Raw genomic sequence first — 20606 nt, forward strand, 5'->3', positions numbered from 1 at the left:
GGTGCACCGTCGGGCGGTGCGGCTTGAGGTATTGATCGTTCCGCTCCTCGTTCTCGGGAAGGCCGGTGGCCTTCACCGGTGGTTCGCGGTGGCGCTGCGGTGTGGGCACCTGCGCCGCCCCGCACCGACCATCTGCCCTCCAGCCAACAGCAGTTCGGCGGGGCCGGACACGTGGTCAGCCCACGGAACCGGGGTATGGATAACCCCCCTGTCAGTCCGAGCCGTTGTTGTCGGGCGGAGTGGTGGTGTCGGCCGGGGCGGCAGCGGCCCGCGGCTGCGCGGTGGCGCTGACTCCGGATGCGATGGCGGGCGTGACGAGGGTGAGGGTGATCGCCGCCAGTGCGGCGGCGGCCGCGGCCACGAGGTTGGCCCGTCGTGCGTGCGTGTTCATGCTGCTGTTCCCCCGAATCGTGTGTTGAGAGTGATCCGCAGGCCGTGGTGTGCGAGTGTCTCGGTCCTGGATCCCCGGGCCCTGATCGGCCTGCGATTCCATGGCGGCGAGATGACTCAGCCGTCCGCCCCCCGTGCGCTGGTAGGCGGTACAGACGGCGAGTGGGGCCGCCTCGGCGTCACGCAGCCGGGCATGGGAGACGAAGAGGACGGCGAACACGGTGTCGCCCTGGCGATCGGCGAAGACTTGCTGCAGGCCGTGGCCGACCGCCGCGGCTCGGTACAGGCCGTCGCGGACCTGTTCGCCGGGCGGCGGAACGAGGGACGGGCGAGGACTTCTGAATGCTGCGCTTCCAGCAGCCCGGGCCGGTCGACGCGGAGCTCGCCCGCGACCCCGCCGCCTCGGTGCGCAGGCTGCTGAGCGCGACCTCCGGCGAGGCCCCGCGCACCGGCGTCACCGGCCCGGACGGACTGGCCGGGGCGATCGCCGGACTCGGCGAGCCGGAGCGGCACGCGAAGATCGTCGTCGACCCCTCGCTGGTCGCCGGCTGATCGTCCGAACGACGGTGGCGCCCCCGTGATCTCCCGGGGGCGCCACCGTCGTTCGCGGCACGGGCGTGCTCAGTGCACCGTGATGCCGCCGCGCGTGGTCTTCACCACCACGCTGTGCGGCGCGTCCGTGGCGGTGTTCGGCAGCGAGACGCTCGGCGACGACCAGGAGCTCTGCGCGTCGACGTGGTAGGTGGCGTCGTGAGGCACCTTGAGGTCGACCCCGCCGTAGCCCGTGGTGACCTTCAGGGAGGCGGGTGCCGCCGTGAAGGAGGCCCTGACCGTGCCGTCGGTGGTGATCACCTCGGCCTTCGGGGCGCTGCTGTCGGCGAGGGTCACCGCGCCGTACGTGCTCCGCACGTTCAGCGGGCCGGACGACTGGTCCACCTCGACCCCGCCCAGCCCGGTGGTCAGATCCAGTCGGCCGGTCAGGCCCTTCGCCCGGATCCCGGCGTCCCCGGTGCTCACCTGCGCGGCCAGGCCGGCCGGCACCGTGATCTGCAGGTGCCCCGAGCAGTCGTTGGAGCAGTCGGCGGTGACCGTGACGTCCGTCCCGGACCGGGTGACGGAGACCTGCGGGACATGGCCCGTGTAGCTGCCGCTCATGGCCACCGTGACCTGCGAGGAGCCGTCCTGGCTCAGCGTCACGCCGAGTCCGTCGGCCTGGACCGTCACCTGGCCGGCGCCGGCCGCGTCCTGCTGCCAGTTGCCGCTGTACGGGTGGTGCGCCGGAAGCGAGGCGACCACGACCCAACTGGCCACGGCGACGACCGCGACGAGGACGGCCAGCCCTGCGAGGAGGCACCCGCGGCGCTTCATCGGTGTGGTACTGATCTCAAGCTCCCAGGTAGCGCAGAACGGCGAGCACGCGGCGGTGGTCTCCCGCCTCCTGCTGCAGATCGAATTTCACGAAGATGCTGCGGATGTACTTCTCCACCGCCGCCGTGCCGATCACCAGATCGGCCGCGATCCCGGCGTTGGAACGGCCCCCCGCCATGGCCGTGAGGACCTCCCGCTCGCGCGGCGTCAGGGTGGACAGCGGATCCCGCTGCCGGCTGCCGGCCAGCAACTGCTTGACCACCTCCGGGTCGAGGACCGTCTCGCCCGCGGCGACCCGGCGCAGCGCGTCCACGAACTCCTCGGCGTCCGATACCCGGTCCTTGAGCAGGTAACCGACCCCGTTGTCATTGGTGTTGACCAGGTCGATGGCGTAGCGCTCCTCGACGTAGTGGGAGAGCACCAGGACGCCGGTCTCGGGCCAGCGGGCGCGTACCGCCAGTGCGGCGCGCAGGCCCTCGTCCAGGAAGGTGGGCGGCATCCGGACGTCCGTCACGCAGGCGTCCGGCCGGTGTTCGGCCACCGCGCGCAGGAGTTGCTCCCCGTCGCCGACCGCGGCGACCACCTCGATCCCCTGTTCGCTGAGCAGCAGTTCGATGCCCTGGCGCAGTAGCGCGGAGTCCTCGGCCAGCACTACGCGCATGGCAATTCCACCTCGATCACGGTCGGTCCACCCACCGGACTGCTGAGCCGGAACCGCCCGTCCACCCCGGACACCCGGTCCGCCAGACCAGCCAGACCCGTGCCGACCCCCAGATCGGCTCCGCCACGCCCGTCATCGCCAACCTTGACTTCCAATCGGGCGCCCTCCCGCCGGATCTCCACCCAAGCGCGGGTCGCATGAGCATGTTTGGCCACATTGGTGAGCGCCTCGGTCACCGTGAAGTAGGCGACCGCCTCGATGGTGGAGGAGGGGCGCGGCTCCACCAGGACGTCAAGGCGCACCGGCACCGGAGCCAGCGCGGCGACGGCGGAGAGCGCCGCCTCCAGGCCGCGGTCGGTCAGCACCGGCGGGTGCAGGCCACGGGCCAGGTTGCGCAACTCGGCGATGGTGCTGAGGGTTTCCCGCCGGACGTCCTCGACCAGCTTGTTGGTCTCGTGGTCACCGGACTTCTTCAACCGCGAGTTGGCCCGGCCCAGGGTGATCGACATCGCCACCAGCCGTTGCTGGGCGCCGTCGTGCAGGTCCCGCTCGATCCGTTTGCGCTCCGCCTCGGCGGCGTCCAGCACCCGGGCTCGACTCTCCGTCAGATCGTTGACCCGCTGCTCCAGTTCCATGCCGCGGGGCCGGGAGAGCAGTGCGACGGCCAGCGCGGTGTCCAGCGCCAGCAGGAGTTTGACGATCAGTGGGGAGAGGACCGCGCCGACCAGCAGTGCCACGGCCGCGACCAGCAGCGCCCGGGGCAGGGAATCCACCAAGAACGGCCCGAGCTGGGCCTGCCCGCCGGGCAGGCCCCGGTAGTAGGCCGGAAGCAGCACCAGGGTCAGCGGCACGGCCCAGATCAGCGCCACCCCGGCCACGGTCACCACCGCCACCGGCATCAGCAGTACGAAGTAGCCGATCAGCCGCCAGGTGCAGGGGTTGTGGATAAGCGACTGCAGCGACTTGGCCAACCGCCACGAAGAGACCGGCGTCGGCAGCTCGTCGAGCTCCAGCCCGCAGGTCACGGCGAACCGGGCGCGCTCGACGGCGGCCAGCCGGAACAGTGCCCACCCCGCCGCCACCGTGAGCGGCAGGCCCACCAGGCCGGCCGGCGCCAGGCAGACGGCGACGACCAGCACGACCAGCACGGCCAGTCCCGCCAGCGCCACCAGACCGTCAAGTGCCAGGTGGATCGACGCCTGCCACAGCACGGGGGAGGCCAGCGCGCGCAGCGGATTGTCCGGCATCACCTCGCGGGGTGGCCGGGCGACTGTCCGGGCTTTGCCGGTGGCACGGCCGGCGATGTTCTCGGTCAACTGCTTCGGACCCGCTCTCGTGGGCAGTGCGGGCGGCGACCAGATCACCGTCCGCGCCTCGATTCGACAAGGGGACGGTACCCAACCCGACCACCCGTCGACAGCGAGGAGAGCCCACGAGTGGGGGGTAGGGTTTACCCCCCGTCCGGCCGGTGGGTTCACGCTGCCGACCCGTCGCCGCCCGGTGCGACATGGTGGGGACATGACCGATCGACACTCGAGCGCCGCCGGCCGCCCCTGCCCGGCCGGCAGGACCGACGACATCGAGCAGTTCCTCGTGCACTACGAAGACACCATCGACGACCGGGTCGCCGAGATCGTCGAAGAGATCGTTGAAGAGATCGTCGGCGAGCAGCTGAGGCGGTACCGGCGCGACGTTGCGCTGCCGATCACCGTCACGCAGCTGGCGGCCGCGGCCGTCTCGCTGGCGTTCATGTGGTGGAGCCCGTGGACAGTCCCCCTGGTGTGGGCCGCCACCTCCGTCATCTGCCTGTCGCTGTCCCAGACCGCCCGGATCCCGCGCCGCTCGTAACGGGCCGCGGGCGTCCGGGCTGCGGCCGCCCCTCCGTGCGTACCCCTGACGCACGGCGGGGCGGCCGCGACCGAGTGCTCGGTCACGACCGCTCGAGGCCTTCGCCGCCGGCCTGCCCGTCGCCAGCTACCGCTGCATACCGGGCCACGGACCGGCCAATGCGGCCGCGCTCGACGAGGCGGGCGTCGCCGCCTGGATCCAGGACGCGGCCGAACTCAAGAACGTCCTCTGCGACTTGATCGACGGCCCGCGCGGTCTGCTGCAACGCGAGGCGGGCCTCGCCCTGTTCGCCGTCGCGGGCCGGGGATCCGCGGACGTGTGAGCACGCGCCTACGGCGCCCTCCCGCTACTCCTCGGAGTACGTGGACGTCGGAGGACAGGCCATGGACTCCATCGTCGTCCGCAGCGCGTCGGGCCGTGTCACCTTCACCCTCGTCGCGCCGGACCCCCGCCTGGGGTCCGGACAGCTCGACGCCTACCTGGAACGCAACGCGGGCCCGGGCGTCCAGCACCTGGCGTTCCTCGTCGACGACATCGTGCCCACCGTGCACGCGTTCCGTGGCCGGGGCGTGGAGTTCCTGAACACGCCTGCCAGTTACTACGACATGCTCCTCGAACGGCACGATGGGCTGCACTCGGAGATCGATTCTCTGCGGGCCGCCCACGTTCTCGCCGACCGGGACGAATGGGGCTATCTGCTCCAGCTGTTCAGCCGCTCGCCCCACGAGCGCAACACCCTCTTCTACGAACTCATCCAGCGACGCGGCTCCCGCGGTTTCGGCAGCTCCAACATCAGGGCCCTCTACGAGGCCGTGGAACGCGACCGGCTGAACGCCGAATGACCGGCGCGGCTCCGGGACCGGTGGCCGAGGATCCTTTCACCCTGGTCGACGGGGGAGTACGGCGCGGCACGGACGCCCTCACGGCGCTGGCGCCGGGCCCGGACGCCACACTGGTGGGCCGTCCCGCCCTGCACGCCCTGGCGGGCGACCCGGAGCGCGGTGTGGCCCGAACGCGCGGAACGCACAGCGCGCCGATGCGCTTCACCGGGGCGGTGCCGCACAACCAAGTCGTGGGCAGGCACGGCGACTTCCGCCGGGTCATGGTCGACGTCTCCGCGCCCCTGGCCCACCTCGGCTGGAGCGCCTGCTGGCTGGGCACCGCTGCTCGCGGCCCTGCGGGAGCGGCTGCCCGCCTACATGGTGCCCCACACCCTGCTGCGCCTGCCCGAACTGCCCCTCAATCTCAAGGGAAAGACCGACCGCAAGGCCGTCCAGGCCACCCTGAACACCGCCCGCCCAGCCGTGTCCGGCCCGCCCCGCCCCCAAGGGCCCGCCCGCCACCGGCACCCACCGCACCCGCCTCCCGGAAGGAACCCGGTGACGTGACCGCGCCCACCACCCCCATCGCGCTGCCCGGCCGTGAGGAGTTCTGCTCCGAGATCGGCCGGGTCCTGTGGACCGCGCAGGACCCCACCGCCGCGGCCTTGGTGCTCTACCAGCGCCACCAGCACGCCGTAGCCGGCTGACCCCGGCCACGCCACCTGTCCCACCCGCACCGCTGCGACGTGACACCGGGGTCACGGATCTCGTCGACCCGAAGCTGCACCCCACGCGCGTTCGTCGTCGAACTCCACCAGGGCCGCGACCAGGACGGACAGCGAAGGGAGCCGGCAGCCCCTGCACAGGAGCCGGCTCACGGGTGGCGACACCCCTCTGGAACCAGCGCGGTGATCACGAGGAACCCAGATCCGCGCGCCCGTCGGTGGCGCCCTCGTGGTACTTCCGGCGGGTTCGCTCGGCCCCCTCGGGCCACACCACGTCGACAGGGATGCCCGCCGCCCGGGCTTCGAGCACGGTGTCGGCGGTGCCGCCCCCTCTGCCGGTGGGCGGAGTGCCGTCCCAGACGGCGACGAGCCGGTCGGCGCGTTCCACGAGGACGCTGTTCGCCGCCTCGTACGCCTGGCGGCCGGCGGTCTCGATCGGCAGGACGACGATGTCGTGGGCGGCCTCGACCAGACGGTCGAACACGGGCGCGTGTTCGGGCCGCACCCGGGCGTGCCGGTAGTCCCGGGAGGGGATGACGACGGCCAGCCGGCCGCCGACGGCGAGCACGGCCTCCGCGAAGAGAGAGTCGGCGCCCCTGGCGAGACAGGAGACCCCGACCAGTTCCCCGCCGGCGGCGTAGCCCCGCAGCAGTTCGTCCAGGGCGGTGCGCACCAGGGCGGAGGTCCTGGTCGTCAGGTCGATGTGCCCGGTCACCGCGATGGTCGTCATGGAGCGCCCCTTTCACCGGCCGGCGGGCTCCTGGAGGGTGTACCCGTGGCGGAGGATCACCCTCACCGACCCCATGGCTACCACCCGGTCCGCCTCCTGCTGCGCATGGGTGAGCGCGGAGTACGGGACCAGCAGGGGGTGCGTTCTGCGTCGCCGGCTCAACCGACGCCCGTACCGCCAGCCCTCGGAAAGACGTTGCCGAGCCCAGTTGTCGTGGGCCTCCTCGGCGAGTATCTCGATCAGGGCGTGCAGGCTGTCGGGGACCTTCACGTCCACGGTGCTGGGAGGTGGGGGCGTCCATGGCTGCCGCCTGTCCCGTCGCATCATCCGTCTCTCCTGGGCGGACTGGGCCATGCCAACCGGATCGCTTCCAGGATCAGGGTGGCGGCCACGTCGGCTGCGTACTGCTTCCAGGCCTTCTCCTGGTCCGGCCGGGCCGTGTTGACGGAGATGCCGTCGGTGGCGGTGCCGGCCACCGCGCACGCCATCGAGAACGACACGTGCGTCCGGCCGCCCCTGCGGGTCTGGGTGACGGCACCCGCCGCGTTCGCACCCCCGAGTTCTACGGCGGCCAGCCCCGGCCAGGCGCCGATCAACGGCCGCAGGGCCGGGTCACCGCTGCCGCCGACGGACGCGTCCCCCGAGGCGATCGGACCGACCACGACACGCGGGCCGGTGTTCCGGGGACCGCCGGGCGGCCGCTCGTACACCTTCTCGGTCCAGTAGGGGTAGTTGAGGCGCATGCTGTCACCGAGCGCGGCCACCCCTTCGTGCGCCAGGTGGCTGTGGTCGGGGCGGGGCCGACAGCTCTGTTCCAGTTCGTCGTGCGTGTAGCCGTGCAGTCGGTTGGAGATCACCACGTCGCCGGGGACGAGGTCGGGGGCGATGGCGTAGCAGGCTCCGACGAAGACCACCGTCTCGGGCTGGTGCTCCTCGATCGTGGCGGCGACGGCGTTGCCGACCCCGTCGCGGCCGCCGCAGGGCTGGGCCACCACCACCTCGTAGGCGCTGCTGCGGCCCACGGCCTGGACGCTGGTGCGCAGCCATGCACATCCGGTGCCGTGCAGTGCGGTCTCAATGTGCGCACCGGAGGACTCCAGATGCCGGCGCAACGCGTCATGGGCCTCGGGCAGGAGCGTGATGAGCGCGATGTCGCACCGGCGCCCCGGGGCAGGCGCGCGGGCCGCGGCGCCCCGCTCCACGGCCGTGACGCCGCGGTCCTCCAGCCTGCGGCGCTCGACGAACTCGTTGTCCACGTCACGGCTGATGACCGCTACCTGCTCGTCCTGGGACAGGTGGCCGACGGCCCGGCCCTGGAAGCTGACCTGCCGTGCCACCCCTGGGCCGAGGAAGTACGGCAGGATCACCAACCGGCCGTCGGCACGCAGGCGTTCGGCGATGTCGTACTCCTCCCGGCAGTACTCGCTCTCCCAGTAGTGCTGGCTGATGAGCGGCAGGAACACCCGGCACGCGGCCACGTTCGCGTACAGCTGGCTGCGCCAGTCGGCACCGAGCTCGATGGTGTTGCGGCGCAGGTAGTGGAAGTACGACAGGTTCTGCAGTTCGAGGCTGCGGCCGACGCGCTGGGCCAGCGCGTCGTCCCCGCGGGCGTTGCTGAGGAAGATGCTGCCCTGTGCCCGGCCGAGGCTGCGGAAGTATCCGACGCCCTCCTCGTAGGTCTCGAACTCCAGCCGTGGCTGGTAGAACCGGGCCACCAGGTCCTGAACCCGGCCGGCGAGTTCCTCCGGGTGGCTCCAGTGCACCGTGATGCGGTCCGCCGGCTCGGCCGCCCGGAGGGCGGCTCCGCTCACCAGCTTCGACGGCTGCGACACGTACCGGCCGTCGGGTGGATCGTGGATCAGTTTGAGGGTCGGCCGGAAGCGGCCGCTCAGCATGGGGAAGACCCAGGGCACCGCGTGGGGGGAGGCGACGTCGACGACGACGAAGTCGCATCCGTCGACGGCGAGCAGGAACTCGAAGAGGTCCTCGAACTCGAGGCTGATGGTGCGGGCGCGGTATCCGACGTCCTCGACCGCCCGCCGGATGAGCGGCTCGGCGGCCCGGTACGCGGGGTCGTCGGGCAGGATCAGTCCGACTGTGCCGAGCAGTCCTTTGGCGGCGCCGCCGGACGGACCGCTCCGGCTGGTGAAGCGTGCGACGGCGGGCTTCACCTCGCCCGCGTCGGGGAGTTGGCGGCGGTTGAACACGATGCGCTGCTCGTCGGCCACCGGGAAGAACCCGGCCGAGACACCGGTCTCCATGAACACGAGCCGGGGCTTCCTCGCCTGGAGCGCGAGGTCGTGCTCGTGCACCATGAACGGCGAGGCACGGTACCGGCGCTCCTCTTGACGATGAGTCACCACGCCCACGAAGCAAGCACTCTGATCCATCATCAGTTCCAGATGGGTGGGCGAGAGGGGATTGGTCTTCGGGTCGACCGCGAAGGTGAAGCCCTCGTTCCAGAAGAGGTTCCAGAAGTGCTCGTTCAGCTCCCGGTCCTCTGCCCAGTAGCTGTGACTGAAATAGGCCGGTATCCGGCTGACGCCTGCCATCTCTTCTCCCCGCCGTCGGCTCACCCATCCCCCCGCACATCCCCGGCTACACCCCGAACTCCAAAAAATGCGGCGAAAACCAGCTGAACCAGTCGAGACATATCAGAGGCAACTGCCTAGACTGGTATATGACTTCGCCGCACTCCGCGCGTCCTCTCATAGCCGTCATCGGCAGCACCGACCCCGGTCGCACCTTCTCCCACCCCCTCAAGGCCGCCGATCTCGCTCCCGAGGCCTGTCGGCAGCTGGGCAGAGAACTCGCCCGGGCCGGCTGTGATCTGGCCGTCTTCTCCAGCAGTTCCGAGTACATCGAGACCGATGTCGTGGCCGGGTACGCGGACGCCTGCACCGAGGCGGAGCCCGGCCGGGTGGCGGCCTTCCCACCGCGCCACAGCGACGTCGACTTCGGCCTGGCGCCGGACGCCCACGCCAGCCTGGAGATCCTCCGCGACAGCAGTGGTGAGTGGGAGGTGGCCTTCTACCACACCCTGCTGAGCTGTGACGGCGTGCTGCTGATGGGGGGCGGCCAGTCCACCAGGGTGGCCGGGATCATCGCCCTCGCGCAGCGTCTGCCGCTGGTGACGGTGGCCGCGTTCGGCGGCGGGACCGGCCAGGTGTGGATCAACTTCGACAAGGTCCGCAACGACGCGGACGACTCCGACATCCACCTGATGGGCGACAACTGGTCCTCGGCGTCCGCCTCCCGGCTGGTCGCCTGTCTGCTCAGACAGCGGGAACGCAGGCTGCGCACCCTCGCGGAACGCGCGCGGGACGAACGTACGGCGGCCCGGCGGTCGGCCAGGGGGCTCACCGTGGCGGCCGTGTGCATGCTGGTCTCCCTCGCCGCCCTGGTGACGGCCCGGCAGTCGCGGCAGGCGGGCGCCCAGGATCTGCTGGTCCTGGTGGGCGCCCCGCTGGTGGCCTCGGCGGCGGGCGCGATCCTGCGCAACTCCTTCGAGAGCGATGTGCGCTGGGGGCGCGCCGCGGTACGGGGGCTGGGTGCCGGGCTGGTCTGCGTCCTGCTCTACTTCGCTTCCCAGCTGCTGACCGTCCCCGCCCTCCTCGACCATCTGGACGTACGCCGACTGCTGTTCTTCACCATTCCGCTCGGCTTCACCGCGGGCTTCACCTTCGACCTGGTCTTCGAGCGGCTGCGGACCGGCGCGGCGGGCCCGCCGTCCGTCCCCCCGCCCGACCCGCTGGCGCCCGGGGCGTCCCGGCCCCCAAGCGCTGACGGTCCGCGCGGCTGAGCGGTACGGCCGCCCCAACTGGCGCCGCCTTGGCGAGACCTGGAGTCACCGCGACCGCGCGTTGGCGGTGCTGTGCGGCATCAGAGGGGTCCCGTCCTCCTCGACGTCGTGTCGGGTTCTCTACTCATGAGTACAGATCTGTTCTAACCATGCGGCCCGTGAACGGCCCGTGAGGTAGGACGCCGCAGGAGTCCGCCGTCGGTGAGGGCGTGGTTGCCGTGTGCCGGCGCGCTGGGCCGTCAGCCGCGAAGAGGGGCGGTAGGACGGAAACAGGCCCTTGCCGTCCTGTCTTCGCCCCGTAATGCCCCGGACGCGGCGTACAGTTTTCCCATGGCCCGGCCTCGGCAGTTTGACGACGGGGAAGTTGTTCGGGCTGCTCGCGACCAGTTCTGGTCCCACGGTTACGACCGAACCTCCATCGACGATCTGAGTGCCGTCACGGGCTTGGGACGCGGCAGCCTGTACGGGGCCTTCGGAGACAAACACGCCCTGTTCCTGCAGGCCCTGGACAGCTACAACAGCGACGCGATCGCAACCTGGCGTTCGGCTCTGCGCGGCCCGGGACCGGCCCTCCCGCAGCTGGAACGCTTTGTGCGCGACGTCTCCGAAGCGATCAGCAGGGACGTGGAGCGGCGCGGCTGCATGATGGCCAGGAGCGCCACGGAACTCGCCGCGGTCGACAAGACCGTCGCCGAGCGGATCGCTGCGACTGTCCGCGGAATGCACAGCGAGCTGTCGGACTGCCTCGCCCGGGCCCAGGAGGAGGGCTCGCTGGATGCCGGAGCGGACCCGGACGGGCTCGCAAGCCTGCTCCTCGCCGTGCTGCGGGGACTGGAGGCCCTGGGCAGAGCGGGAGCCGCGCCGGAGGTGGTCATCGGGGCCGCCGAGCAGGCCTTGTCCCTGCTTCCCCGCGTGTCCACGAGCGAGCCGGCGCCGGACCGGCCGGAGGACCGTTCAGCGCCGTGACCCGGACCTGTTCCCACGCGGGGGCTCATGGTGCGACCAGGTCGTGGCTGTCCTCTATCAGCTCCCGAATCAGTTCGTCCGGGACGTCGCCCGCCAACGAAATGTTGACCCAGTACCGCTTGTTCAGCTTGTACGCCGGGTGCACTGCCTCGAAGCGGTGCTGCAACTCGGTGACCCGTTCCGGATCGGCCTTGACCGTCACCTGGTCGTCCGGGAACTCATGGCCACTGAGGATGGCGAACACCTTGTTGTTCGCCGCTGTCTTGAACACCACGCGGTCCGGGGCGAACGGACGCGACTCGCTGACTCCGGCGAAAGAGAGCGCCAGCTCCCGGACGTCGTCCACGTTCATGGCTACCTCGCTTCCCTGACGGAATGTGCAGGACTCCGCCCTTGGCGGCAGCGGCTGCTAGGGACGGATGAGGACGGTGCCGACCTTGCCGGGCTGCACCGCGTGCTTCACGGCGGTGGCCAGCTCGCCGAGGTCGTACGTAGCGGCCACGTCGAACTGGTCCTGGAACGCCAGCGCGATCAGCGTCGCGGCGACCGCGTCCGATGCCCGCCTCTCGGCGGATGCCTCCCACAGCCACCGGCCGAGGGTCGCGCCCCGCACCGTCAGCGCTCGGTGAAGCACCGTCGACGCATGCACCGAGATCGGCTCCTCGGCGAGTTCCCCGTAGACGACCAGCCTGCCGCCCGGCGCCAACAGGTCCAGAAGGCCTTCCGTCAGCTTTCCGCCGACAGGGTCGAAGGCCACGCTGAGCGGGCGGCCGCCGGCCGCCCTGCGGACCTCGTCGGCCCAGGCCGGATTCTCTGTGGCCACGACCGGGACGTCCGGGAACCGCTTGCGCAGCTCGGCGGCACCACGGTCACTGCGGACGACGTTGACCAGGCCCACGTTGTGGTACTGCATCACACCGGTCACCAGCCGCCCGACCGACGAGCCGGCGGCGGCCTGCACCAGATAACCGTCGTATCCCAGGGCCGGGTGATGCTCCGCCTCACGGCGCAGCATCACCGCGGTGAGCGGGTTCGTCAGCATCTGCGCGGCGACGTCGTCCGACAGCTCATCAGGCACGGGGACGACCGTCTCGGCGCCGGCCAGGATCCATTGTGACCATCCCCCCGGCAGGGGAAAGACCGTCGCACGGCCGCCGACCTCGACGCCCGGAGCCACGTGCGTATCCGGGCCGATGGCCTCCACCAGGCCGGTCCCTTCCACGCCGATCGGTATCGGCTCCGCAGCCGTCGCGGGGAAGGCGCCGAGGCCCAGGAGATCACCGGGGTGGACCGGGAAGGCCGTGGCGCGTATGAGGACCTGGCCGTGCACGGGTGCTTCCGGTTCGGGCTCCTCGACGACGGTCAGGACGTCGGCGGGCGTCCCGCTGCGGGTCCAGACGACACGACGGTTCATGGTTCTCCTCCTGTGCGCTGGTGCGTATGGGGCACGGCCGGGGCGTCAGCCGACGTCCATGAGCAGCAGGTGCTTCGCGCTGAGCGGGCCGTCGAGCTGCATCAGCCGGCCGCCCTCCCGCAGACCGCCGAGGTCCAGGGCAGCGAACCCGAATTCGTCGAGCAAGCCGGCCACGGCCGCCTTCGCGTCGGCGTCGTCGCCCGCGTAGAAGACCACCTGACGGCCTTCCTCGTGCCGGGGGTCCGCGGCGATGAACGCGGCGAACAGGCTGTTGAACGCCTTCACGACCCGCGCTCCGGGAAGCCGCCCGGCGACCCACTCGCTGCCCGTGAGGTCGCCGACGTCGTACCGGCCCCTCCAGGGGTTGGCCGCCGCGAACTGATTCGTCGTGTCGACGACCGTCTTCCCGGACCAGTCGGTGAGGCCGGTCAGGTCCGGCACCGCGGAGAACGGCACCGCCAGGAAGACGAGGTCCGGCTGCGCCGCCTCCTCGGCCGTCACCGCGTGGGCCTTCGGCCCCAACTGCGCTACGACCGCCTCGAGTGTCTCCGGGCCCCGGCTGTTGCCGATGAGTACCTCGTGCCCGTGACGGACGGCCTTGTCGGCGACGGCCCGGCCGATCTCTCCCGCGCCGAGAATGCCGATGGTGCTCTGTGCGGCCATGCTGCCCACCCTTGATCGTGCCGGGCGTCGTGCCGGCGCCCCGGCAGCGGCTGTGTGAACCGCTCCGGCCGTTTCCTGCCGGGATGGTCCCGGCATCGGCGGCAGGTGCGGCGGCGCCTACGCGCGATGCGGGTTGAAGTCCAGGAGGACCTTGCCCTTCTCCCGGAAGTACGCGAGTGCCTCGGGAAAATCCGCCGCCTTGTAGACGGGCGCGGAGGGCAGGACGAGTCTTCCCTCGGAGACCAGCCGCGCGGACTCCGCGTTCAGAGCCGGAAGCCGTGGCAGGAACTCGTCCTGGTACATCCAGAATTCCGTCGTGGTGATGTTCTTCGTTCTCAGCACCTCAGGATCGGGCGTGAACGGCCGGCCGCTCGTATACCCGTAGATCGCCAGCAGGGCGCCGTCGGTCAGTACGTCCAGCAGCAGTGCGGTCGCCGCACCGCTGACACCGTCGAGGCCGAGTAGCACGGGATCGGAGCCGATGGCCTCCCGCACGCGCGCGCCGGCGTCCGCCGAGTCGACGACGACGATGTCGGCGCCGAGAGCACGGAGTTCGCTCACGAGTTCCACGCGGCGAACGATGTTGATCGTGCGCAGCCCTCGCTCCTTGGCGAACACGATGACAGACCGGCCCACCCCGCTGTTGGCCGCGTTCTGCACCACCCAGGAGCCGGCCGCGAGGTCACGCAGGCCGACCAGGAGCCCCGCGCTGACGGGATTGATGGTGAGCATCGCCGCCTGTTCGAGACCGATGGACTTGTCCACGACGGTCAGGTCTGCCGCCTCGGCCACCACCCGCTCGGACCAGGAGAAGACGCCGAAGGGCAGCAGGACCCTCTCGCCGGGGCCGACCTCCACGACACCGGGCCCTACGGACACGACCGTCCCGACGCCCTCGTTTCCGATGGCCGTCGGCAGCTCAGGGCGTACCGGGTAGACACCTTGCGCCAGGAGAAGATCGTGGTGGTCGAGCGGGGCGTACTCGACCTGCACCAGCGCCTGTCCGGCGGCGGGAGCCGGGGGCTCGGGAACGTCCACCACTTTCAGGGTCTTCTCCGGCTCCCCGAACCGGGTGAGGTGAATGGCGAGCATGGGACACGACTCCTACGGGCATCCATGCCGGTCCACCTTGTGACGCCCTCGCCGACGACGGAACACTCCGCCGCGCCATCTCGGGGACCGCACGGTTCAGTGGGATTTGTACCTACCAGTAAAGAACCCGAACCGGGTCCCTGCAACCGGAGAGCAACTGGTTCTGGGGTCAGCTGGTCGGCGTTCAGCCGCTGCTTGCTGCCATCTCGCGCGGGCGGTCGGATCCGGCGCGCAGGATCCCGGCGGCCACGGCGGTGATCGCGCACAGCAGGATCAGCAGCACGAACGCGTGGTTCAGGGCGACGAGGTGGGTCAGCCAGCCGATGGCGGCGGGGCCGGCGAGCATCCCGACGTAGCCGAACCCGGCGACGCGGGAGACATTGGCCCCCGCAGCGGAGGGGTCGGCATGTCCTGCCGCGCTGAACAACTGCGGGACACAGCCAGACAGCCCCAGACCGAACAGCGCCCACCCCGCGAACGCGGCCCATATCCACGGGGAGACGGTCACGACCGTGATCCCGACGGCAGCCGTCGCCGCGCCGTGGCGCAGGACCGCCATGGACCCGAACCGGGCGACGAGGCGGTCGGCGAGCAGCCGGCCGATGGTCATGGTCGCCGCGAAGGTGCCGTACGCGAAGGCGGCGGTGCTCGCGGGTGCGCCCAGGACGTCTTTGAGGTGCAGGGCGCTCCAGTCGTTGGCGGCTCCCTCGCACAGCATGACCATCAGAGCCAGGGCGGCGAGGATCCAGATGCGCCTGCTGGTGGCGCGGCGCCCGGCGGCCGGCGCCCGCTCGGTCTCCCCGGCGGAGCCGGTGCCGGCGGCGGTGGGTGCGGTCGGCAGCAGGGCACGTGCCGACACCAGGGCGATCGCGATGCCCAGGGCTCCCATGGCGGCCATGCCCGCGACCGGGCTCAGGCCGGCGCTCGCGGCAGCCGCTCCGACCAGCGCCGCGAGGACGCCGCCGGCCGAGAACGTGGCGTGGAAGGCCGACATGACGGGCCGGCCGTACGCCTTCTCCACGTGCACGGCGTGGGCGTTCATGCTCACGTCCAGGCAGCCGTTGCAGAATCCGAAGACCAGCAGAGCGGCTGCCAGCGTCCACGGCTCCCGGGGAAGGCCGGGCAGCACCAGGGCCGCACTGCACAGCACGCCGGTGGCGGGTACGACGATGCGCGCCCCGAGGGAGTCGGTCAGACGCCCGGCCACCTGCATGCCGAGGAAGGCTCCCAGCCCCAGCAGCACCAGCAGCCCCCCGAGCGTCGCGTGGGTGATGCCCACGCGTTCCTCGACGGCGGGGATGTTCACCACCCAGGTGCCCATCAGGGTTCCGCACAGGCTGAAGTAGACAAAGGTTGCTGTTCGGGCGGCTCGCAGCGAATCACTCATGGCCGCCACCGTAACGAACACCATGAGCGGTTGAATATCGTCGCTTCGCACACATTGAATGTTCGTTTCGCGGGGTGTTCAATCGCGGTATGAGCAACGCAGACCGGCACGGGGTGATCGCGCAGGCCGTCAGAGAGACGGGAAGGATCACGGTCCAGGAACTCGTCGAACTGACCGGTGCCTCCGAGATGACCATCCGGCGTGACCTCGACGCGCTGGCCGCGCAGGGCGTCCTCGAGCGGGTCCGTGGCGGGGCGCGCACCCTGCTGCTCAGGGGTGAGGAGCCGCCCTTCGCGCTGCGTGCTCACGAGGCCGTCGACGCCAAGCGCCGCATCGCGGCCGAGGTGTCCTCGCTCATCGCCGACGGCGAGACCGTCCTCCTCGACAGCGGCACCACCTGCCTGGAGATCGCCCACCTGCTGCGCCGGCGGCCGGTCACCGTGATGCCCCTGTCCCTGCAGGCCATCCATGTGTTCGGCGAGGGCCCGGGCCCGGCCACGCTGATGGTGCCCGGCGGGCAGCCACGGGCCACCGAGGGAGCCCTCACCGGCCCCCTCACCCTCGCGTCCCTGGCGGCACTCCGCTTCGACACCGCCGTCATGGGCTGCTGCGGTCTCAGCGCGGCCCAGGGCCTGACCGCCTACGACCTCGACGACGCGGCCGTGAAGAAGGCCGGCATCGCCTCCACGCGCCGCATCATCGTCGCCGCCGACGGCAGCAAGCTCGGCCACACCGCCTACGCCTTCGTCGGCCCCTCCACACTCCTGCACACCCTCGTCACCGACACCACGGCACCCGACGACGAGGTCACCGCGCTCGAAGGCACGGGCACCGTCGTCAAGACCGTCTGACAAGACCGTCGGCAACCGGGCCGGCCGAGCGTGGGGCGGGCTCAGGTGGCGTCGGCGACCAGCCTGGTCAGTCGCTCGACGGTGTGGGGGTCCGCGGGGAGCAGCACCTGCAGCCGGGTCGTCGAGCCGGGCGCGACCCAGGTGTTGGAGACGGTGAAGGTCATCCGGCCGATCACCGGGTGGTCGATCCGGCGCAGCACACCGGCGTCGACGCCACGGACGGAGTGCCGGTCCCACAGTTCGGCGAACTCCGACGACTCCGCGCGCAGCCGCGAAACCTGCGCCCTCCATCGGCCGTCGCCGACGTGCTCGGCCATGGCCACGCGCAGGTTCGCGACCTGGCGGGCCGCGGCCTGCTCCCAGTCGACGACGCGCTCGCGCCAGCGAGGCTCGGTGAAGGTGAGCCAGACGCAGTTGCGCTGTGCGATCGGCACCTCGTCGAGGTCGGTGATCAGCAGGCGCATCGCGCTGTTGTAGGCGAGCAGGTCGAACCTGCCGTTCTGGACACAGGCGGGGTACGGGTCGAGCTTGTCCAGCACGGCGTGCAACTCGGCGCTCACGGCGCTGCACTCCGCGACCACCGCGTCGTCCGCGGCACCGGCGAGCCGGTAGAGGTGGTGGCGCTCGTCGTGGTCCAGGCGCAGCGTGCGGGCGAGCGCGGCGAGTACCTGCGGCGAGGGGCGCACGTCACGGGCCTGCTCCAGGGCCGTGTACCAGGTGACGCTCATCCCGGCGTGCTGAGCGACCTCCTCCCTGCGCAGACCGGGGGTGCGCCGCCGACCGGTCGCCACGATTCCCAGCTCGCTCGGCGAGATGCGCTCGCGGCGGCTGCGCAGGAAGACGGCGAGCTCTCGGCGCCGGGCAGCCGCGCCGTCGGAGTCGCCGAGGTTCTCGGGACCGACGGCGTTTCCGGCACCGGGCGACGGGTCGGCCGGTTCCACGGGCCGCGGCACGGTGTACACAACCATCGGGATCCTCCAGTGGCCGGCCAGCCCCCGCACACTTCTGGAACTAGCATCAGGAGTGACTTGATACCGGTCTTGAGGCCCGAAACGATACGGCCATCGGCCTTGTGCACCCTGCCCTGAAGGAGCGCTCCTACCGTGTCCGCCGTCACGTCCCCCTCGCCGCATCCCGCAGACGCACGCCACCTCCTCGTGATCGGTGCCGGACCCGGTATCGGCGCCGCCACCGCCCGTCGCTTCGCCCGGGACGGCTACCGGGTGACCCTGGCCGCCCGGCACCGGGACAAGCTCGAGGAGCTCGCCGCCGACCTGCGCTCAACCGGGGCCGAGGTCGCCGTCGTAGGCGTCGACGCGGCCGATCCCGAGCAGCTGCGCGAGGCGTTGAGCTCGCTCTACGCGGCCCCGAACCCGCCCGGCGTCGTGCTGTACAACGTTGCCCGGCTGACGCCCGACGACCTCCTGTCCGCCGCGCCCGAGGACCTGCTGAGCGCCTACGCCGTGAACGTCGTCGGCGGGGTGGTGGCCGCCCAGGTCGCGGTGCCGGCCATGCGAGCCGCCGGCGGCGGCACGCTGCTGTTCACCGGTGGCGGTCTGGCCGACCAGCCGCTCCCGAACCTCGCCACGCTGTCCCTGGGCAAGCTGGGGCTGCGCGGGGCCGCGAACCTGCTGGGCACCCAGCTGGCCGACGACGGCATCCGGGTCCTCACCCTCACGGTCAACGGGGCGGTCGAGCCGGGCACCCCGTTCGACCCCGAGCACATCGCCGAGCGGTACCGGCGGGCGGTCGACGACGCCAAGCCGGGTTTCGTCGACGAGCGCTTCAACGGGGCCTGAGCCGGCGCCGACCGGGCCAGAGGGGCAGCATGCGCGGGACGGCCTGCTGCCCCTCGGCCTGTGCCCTGCGTCGGGACGACCGCACCGGCAGGTCCGGCTGTCGTTCCGCGACTGAGCGGTGCGGCCGTGGGAGGCCCGGGCGGTGGGGCCCGTGCTAGCGTGGACCGTTTGCAGCGTCGCTGTGTCGGTGCCCGGTTCGCGGTTCCTGGCCGGTGGCCGCGTCCCCGCCGCGCCTTCCTCGGTACGGTCCCTTCGGAGGAAGGCTTTCTGTGAGCGAATCAGCACGTGCCGGTGCCCGGCAGCAGGACGAGGTGTCCGAGGCGTCGGACGCCACCGCGGCTCCGTCCCCGGCGGCGTCCTTCGCGGAGCTGGGGCTGCCGGCCGAGATCCTGCGGGCGCTCGACGAGCACGGTGTGACGGTGCCCTTCCCCATCCAGGCGGCGGCACTGCCGAACGCGCTCGCGGGACGGGACGTCCTGGGCCGGGGCCGCACCGGCTCCGGCAAGACGCTCGCCTTCGGCCTGGGGATGCTCGCCCGGACGGCCGGGCGGCGCGCGCAGCCCAAGGAGCCGCTGGCGCTCGTTCTGGTGCCCACCAGGGAGCTGGCGCAGCAGGTCGGTGAGGTGCTCACCCCGTACGCCGAGGCGCTGCGGCTGCGGCTCGCGACCGTGGTGGGCGGAGTGTCCATCGGACGGCAGGCCGCCGTGCTGCGGGACGGCGCCGAGATCGTCGTCGCCACGCCCGGCCGACTGCACGACCTCATCGACCGCAAGGCATGCCGGCTGGGGCAGGTGCGCATCACGGTCCTGGACGAGGCCGACCAGATGTGTGACATGGGGTTCCTGCCGCAGGTCACCGAAGCCCTGGACCAGGTGCGCCCCGACGGGCAGCGGATGCTGTTCTCCGCCACCCTCGACCGCGATGTCGACCAGCTGGTGCGGGACTACCTGCGCGACCCCGCCGTCCACTCCGTGGACCCCTCGTCCAGCGCGGTCTCCGCGATCGAACACCACGTCTTCGTCGTGCACGGCCCGGACCGGTACGCCGTGACCACGGAGATCGCCGCCCGGGACGGCCGCGTCCTGCTGTTCCTGGACACCAAGCACGGCGTCGACCAGGTCACCCGGCATCTGCGGGCCAGCGGCGTGGCCGCCGCCGCCCTGCACAGCGGGAAGTCCCAGCCGCAGCGCACCCGTACCCTGGCCCAGTTCAAGAACGGGCAGGTCACCGCGCTGGTGGCGACGAACGTCGCCGCACGCGGCCTGCACGTCGACGACCTCGACCTCGTGGTCAACGTCGACCCGGCCACCGACCCGAAGGACTATCTGCACCGTGCGGGCCGCACGGCCCGGGCCGGCCGCTCCGGCACCGTCGTGACACTCGTCCTGTCGGGACAGCGCCGCGAGACGAGCCAGGTGATGGCGGACGCCGGTGTCGCCCCGAAGGTCACCAAGGTGCGGTCCGGCGAGGCGGAGCTGAGCCGGATCACCGGCGCCAAGGCCCCCTCCGGCAAGCCTCTCGACGGGGGGCCGGCCGTGCCGCGCCCCAAGAACCACAACGCCCCGTTCCGTGGCCTCGGCAGCACCAAGGACGCGAAGGGCGGCTCCGGTGGCAGGCCGTCCCGCAAGACCAGCGAGGCCCGCAAGCTCGCGGAGGCCCGCGAGGCGGCCCGGGTGCGGCGCGGCGGCTGAGCCCGGCTTCCCGGATGCCGGCTGTGGTACGGAGGACCTCCGCGGTGACCGCGAACTGCCGTACCAGGAACTCGCGGCGCAGTTCCCGCTGCCGATCCGCCTGGGGCAGCAGCAACCGCAGCGCCGCCGACTGGTCGGCGATCGGGCCGCCCAGGCCGACGCTGCCGCCCAGGGCCGTGAGCCGTCCGATGATCTCCCGGGGCCCCGTACCCCGTACTCATCCCGCGCGCAGCCGCCCCAGAACAACAGCTCGGACGGCGTGCCCACGATCAGCAGTCGTTCGGGGTCGGCCATCCGGTCCAGCCCCGGCAGCGGCTCGGTGCCTGCGGTGCCTGCGGTGCCGGCCGCATGGCGTGCGGGGACGCTCCGGCGGACGCTTACTTCGACAGTCATCAAGA

22 protein-coding genes and 1 pseudogene are annotated in these 20606 nt (G+C 71.5%); 10 read left to right on the forward strand and 13 right to left on the reverse strand.

Annotated features, from left to right (window positions below; translation table 11 throughout):
• Positions 1-211: 211 nt before the first annotated feature.
• Positions 212-391: a hypothetical protein gene (locus ACWDGI_RS31260; protein WP_450764709.1), complete on the reverse strand. Its 180-nt coding sequence runs from the start codon at positions 389-391 to the stop codon at positions 212-214.
• A 341-nt stretch (positions 392-732) separates the two neighbouring features.
• Between ACWDGI_RS31260 and ACWDGI_RS31265 the strand changes: the two genes are divergently transcribed.
• Complete coding sequence (locus tag ACWDGI_RS31265) at positions 733-942, forward strand: hypothetical protein (protein ID WP_450764711.1); 210 nt, start codon at positions 733-735, stop codon at positions 940-942.
• A gap of 69 nt (positions 943-1011) precedes the next feature.
• Here ACWDGI_RS31265 and ACWDGI_RS31270 read toward each other — a convergent pair whose 3' ends face one another.
• The 3 genes from ACWDGI_RS31270 to ACWDGI_RS31280 are packed head-to-tail and all read right to left on the reverse strand — an operon-like array spanning position 1012 to position 3735.
• A complete protein-coding gene (locus ACWDGI_RS31270) occupies positions 1012-1758 on the reverse strand; it encodes a DUF4097 family beta strand repeat-containing protein (RefSeq protein WP_450764713.1) in 747 nt (248 codons plus the stop codon).
• A 16-nt stretch (positions 1759-1774) separates the two neighbouring features.
• Positions 1775-2419, reverse strand: coding sequence for a response regulator transcription factor (locus ACWDGI_RS31275; protein ID WP_383706327.1), 645 nt, complete (start codon positions 2417-2419; stop codon positions 1775-1777).
• Positions 2410-3735: a sensor domain-containing protein gene (locus ACWDGI_RS31280; RefSeq protein ID WP_450764715.1), complete on the reverse strand. Its 1326-nt coding sequence runs from the start codon at positions 3733-3735 to the stop codon at positions 2410-2412. Before ACWDGI_RS31280 ends, ACWDGI_RS31275 begins: the two co-directional genes overlap by 10 nt.
• A gap of 202 nt (positions 3736-3937) precedes the next feature.
• Between ACWDGI_RS31280 and ACWDGI_RS31285 the strand changes: the two genes are divergently transcribed.
• From ACWDGI_RS31285 to ACWDGI_RS31300, 4 genes and pseudogenes are all read left to right on the forward strand, one after another.
• Positions 3938-4267, forward strand: coding sequence for a hypothetical protein (locus ACWDGI_RS31285; protein ID WP_450764717.1), 330 nt, complete (start codon positions 3938-3940; stop codon positions 4265-4267).
• A gap of 362 nt (positions 4268-4629) precedes the next feature.
• Positions 4630-5109, forward strand: a complete 480-nt coding sequence (locus ACWDGI_RS31290; RefSeq protein WP_450764719.1) for a VOC family protein — start codon at positions 4630-4632, stop codon at positions 5107-5109.
• Positions 5106-5270, forward strand: a pseudogene (locus tag ACWDGI_RS31295) (alpha-hydroxy-acid oxidizing protein); the annotation flags it as partial. The gene ACWDGI_RS31290 and the pseudogene ACWDGI_RS31295, both read left to right, overlap by 4 nt.
• Positions 5271-5651: 381 nt before the next feature.
• Positions 5652-5795, forward strand: coding sequence for a hypothetical protein (locus tag ACWDGI_RS31300; RefSeq protein ID WP_450764852.1), 144 nt, complete (start codon positions 5652-5654; stop codon positions 5793-5795).
• Between the two features lie 205 nt (positions 5796-6000).
• On the opposite strand, the gene ACWDGI_RS31305 is transcribed toward ACWDGI_RS31300, so the two are convergent.
• The 3 genes from ACWDGI_RS31305 to ACWDGI_RS31315 are packed head-to-tail and all read right to left on the reverse strand — an operon-like array spanning position 6001 to position 9095.
• A complete protein-coding gene (locus ACWDGI_RS31305; protein WP_450764721.1) occupies positions 6001-6543 on the reverse strand; it encodes a hypothetical protein in 543 nt (180 codons plus the stop codon).
• Between the two features lie 12 nt (positions 6544-6555).
• Positions 6556-6870: a RyR domain-containing protein gene (locus ACWDGI_RS31310; RefSeq protein ID WP_450764723.1), complete on the reverse strand. Its 315-nt coding sequence runs from the start codon at positions 6868-6870 to the stop codon at positions 6556-6558.
• Positions 6867-9095 (reverse strand): TIR domain-containing protein, encoded by a 2229-nt coding sequence (locus ACWDGI_RS31315; RefSeq protein WP_450764725.1) that lies wholly within the window; start codon positions 9093-9095, stop codon positions 6867-6869. Before ACWDGI_RS31315 ends, ACWDGI_RS31310 begins: the two co-directional genes overlap by 4 nt.
• A 128-nt stretch (positions 9096-9223) precedes the next feature.
• On the opposite strand from ACWDGI_RS31315, the gene ACWDGI_RS31320 reads away from it, so the two are divergent.
• Together ACWDGI_RS31320 and ACWDGI_RS31325 are read left to right on the forward strand one after the other, a co-directional pair.
• On the forward strand, positions 9224-10345 hold the full coding sequence (locus ACWDGI_RS31320) for a hypothetical protein (protein ID WP_450764727.1): 1122 nt from the start codon (positions 9224-9226) through the stop codon (positions 10343-10345).
• Between the two features lie 330 nt (positions 10346-10675).
• Positions 10676-11311, forward strand: a complete 636-nt coding sequence (locus ACWDGI_RS31325) for a TetR/AcrR family transcriptional regulator (RefSeq protein WP_450764729.1) — start codon at positions 10676-10678, stop codon at positions 11309-11311.
• 25 nt (positions 11312-11336) lie between these two features.
• Here the strand turns inward: ACWDGI_RS31325 and ACWDGI_RS31330 are convergent, their stop codons facing one another.
• The 5 genes from ACWDGI_RS31330 to ACWDGI_RS31350 form a co-directional block, all read right to left on the reverse strand.
• Positions 11337-11663: an MmcQ/YjbR family DNA-binding protein gene (locus ACWDGI_RS31330; protein WP_450764731.1), complete on the reverse strand. Its 327-nt coding sequence runs from the start codon at positions 11661-11663 to the stop codon at positions 11337-11339.
• Between the two features lie 57 nt (positions 11664-11720).
• Positions 11721-12725, reverse strand: a complete 1005-nt coding sequence (locus tag ACWDGI_RS31335) for a zinc-binding dehydrogenase (protein WP_450764733.1) — start codon at positions 12723-12725, stop codon at positions 11721-11723.
• A gap of 45 nt (positions 12726-12770) precedes the next feature.
• Positions 12771-13484 (reverse strand): NADPH-dependent F420 reductase, encoded by a 714-nt coding sequence (locus ACWDGI_RS31340; protein WP_450764735.1) that lies wholly within the window; start codon positions 13482-13484, stop codon positions 12771-12773.
• A gap of 21 nt (positions 13485-13505) precedes the next feature.
• Positions 13506-14480: a zinc-dependent alcohol dehydrogenase family protein gene (locus ACWDGI_RS31345; RefSeq protein WP_450764737.1), complete on the reverse strand. Its 975-nt coding sequence runs from the start codon at positions 14478-14480 to the stop codon at positions 13506-13508.
• Positions 14481-14664: 184 nt separating this feature from the next.
• Positions 14665-15867 carry an MFS transporter gene (locus ACWDGI_RS31350; protein ID WP_450764739.1) on the reverse strand — a complete coding sequence of 401 codons (1203 nt, stop codon included), beginning with the start codon at positions 15865-15867 and terminating at the stop codon, positions 14665-14667.
• An 89-nt stretch (positions 15868-15956) separates the two neighbouring features.
• Between ACWDGI_RS31350 and ACWDGI_RS31355 the strand changes: the two genes are divergently transcribed.
• Positions 15957-16718 (forward strand): DeoR/GlpR family DNA-binding transcription regulator, encoded by a 762-nt coding sequence (locus ACWDGI_RS31355; protein WP_450764741.1) that lies wholly within the window; start codon positions 15957-15959, stop codon positions 16716-16718.
• A 41-nt stretch (positions 16719-16759) separates the two neighbouring features.
• On the opposite strand, the gene ACWDGI_RS31360 is transcribed toward ACWDGI_RS31355, so the two are convergent.
• Positions 16760-17686 carry a helix-turn-helix transcriptional regulator gene (locus ACWDGI_RS31360; RefSeq protein ID WP_450764743.1) on the reverse strand — a complete coding sequence of 309 codons (927 nt, stop codon included), beginning with the start codon at positions 17684-17686 and terminating at the stop codon, positions 16760-16762.
• A 135-nt stretch (positions 17687-17821) separates the two neighbouring features.
• Here ACWDGI_RS31360 and ACWDGI_RS31365 point away from each other — a divergent pair, with 135 nt between their 5' ends.
• Together ACWDGI_RS31365 and ACWDGI_RS31370 are read left to right on the forward strand one after the other, a co-directional pair.
• A complete protein-coding gene (locus tag ACWDGI_RS31365; protein WP_450764745.1) occupies positions 17822-18517 on the forward strand; it encodes an SDR family NAD(P)-dependent oxidoreductase in 696 nt (231 codons plus the stop codon).
• 269 nt (positions 18518-18786) lie between these two features.
• On the forward strand, positions 18787-20208 hold the full coding sequence (locus tag ACWDGI_RS31370; RefSeq protein ID WP_450764747.1) for a DEAD/DEAH box helicase: 1422 nt from the start codon (positions 18787-18789) through the stop codon (positions 20206-20208).
• Positions 20209-20606 lie beyond the last annotated feature (398 nt).

The organism is Streptomyces sp. NPDC001220, from assembly GCF_053597895.1.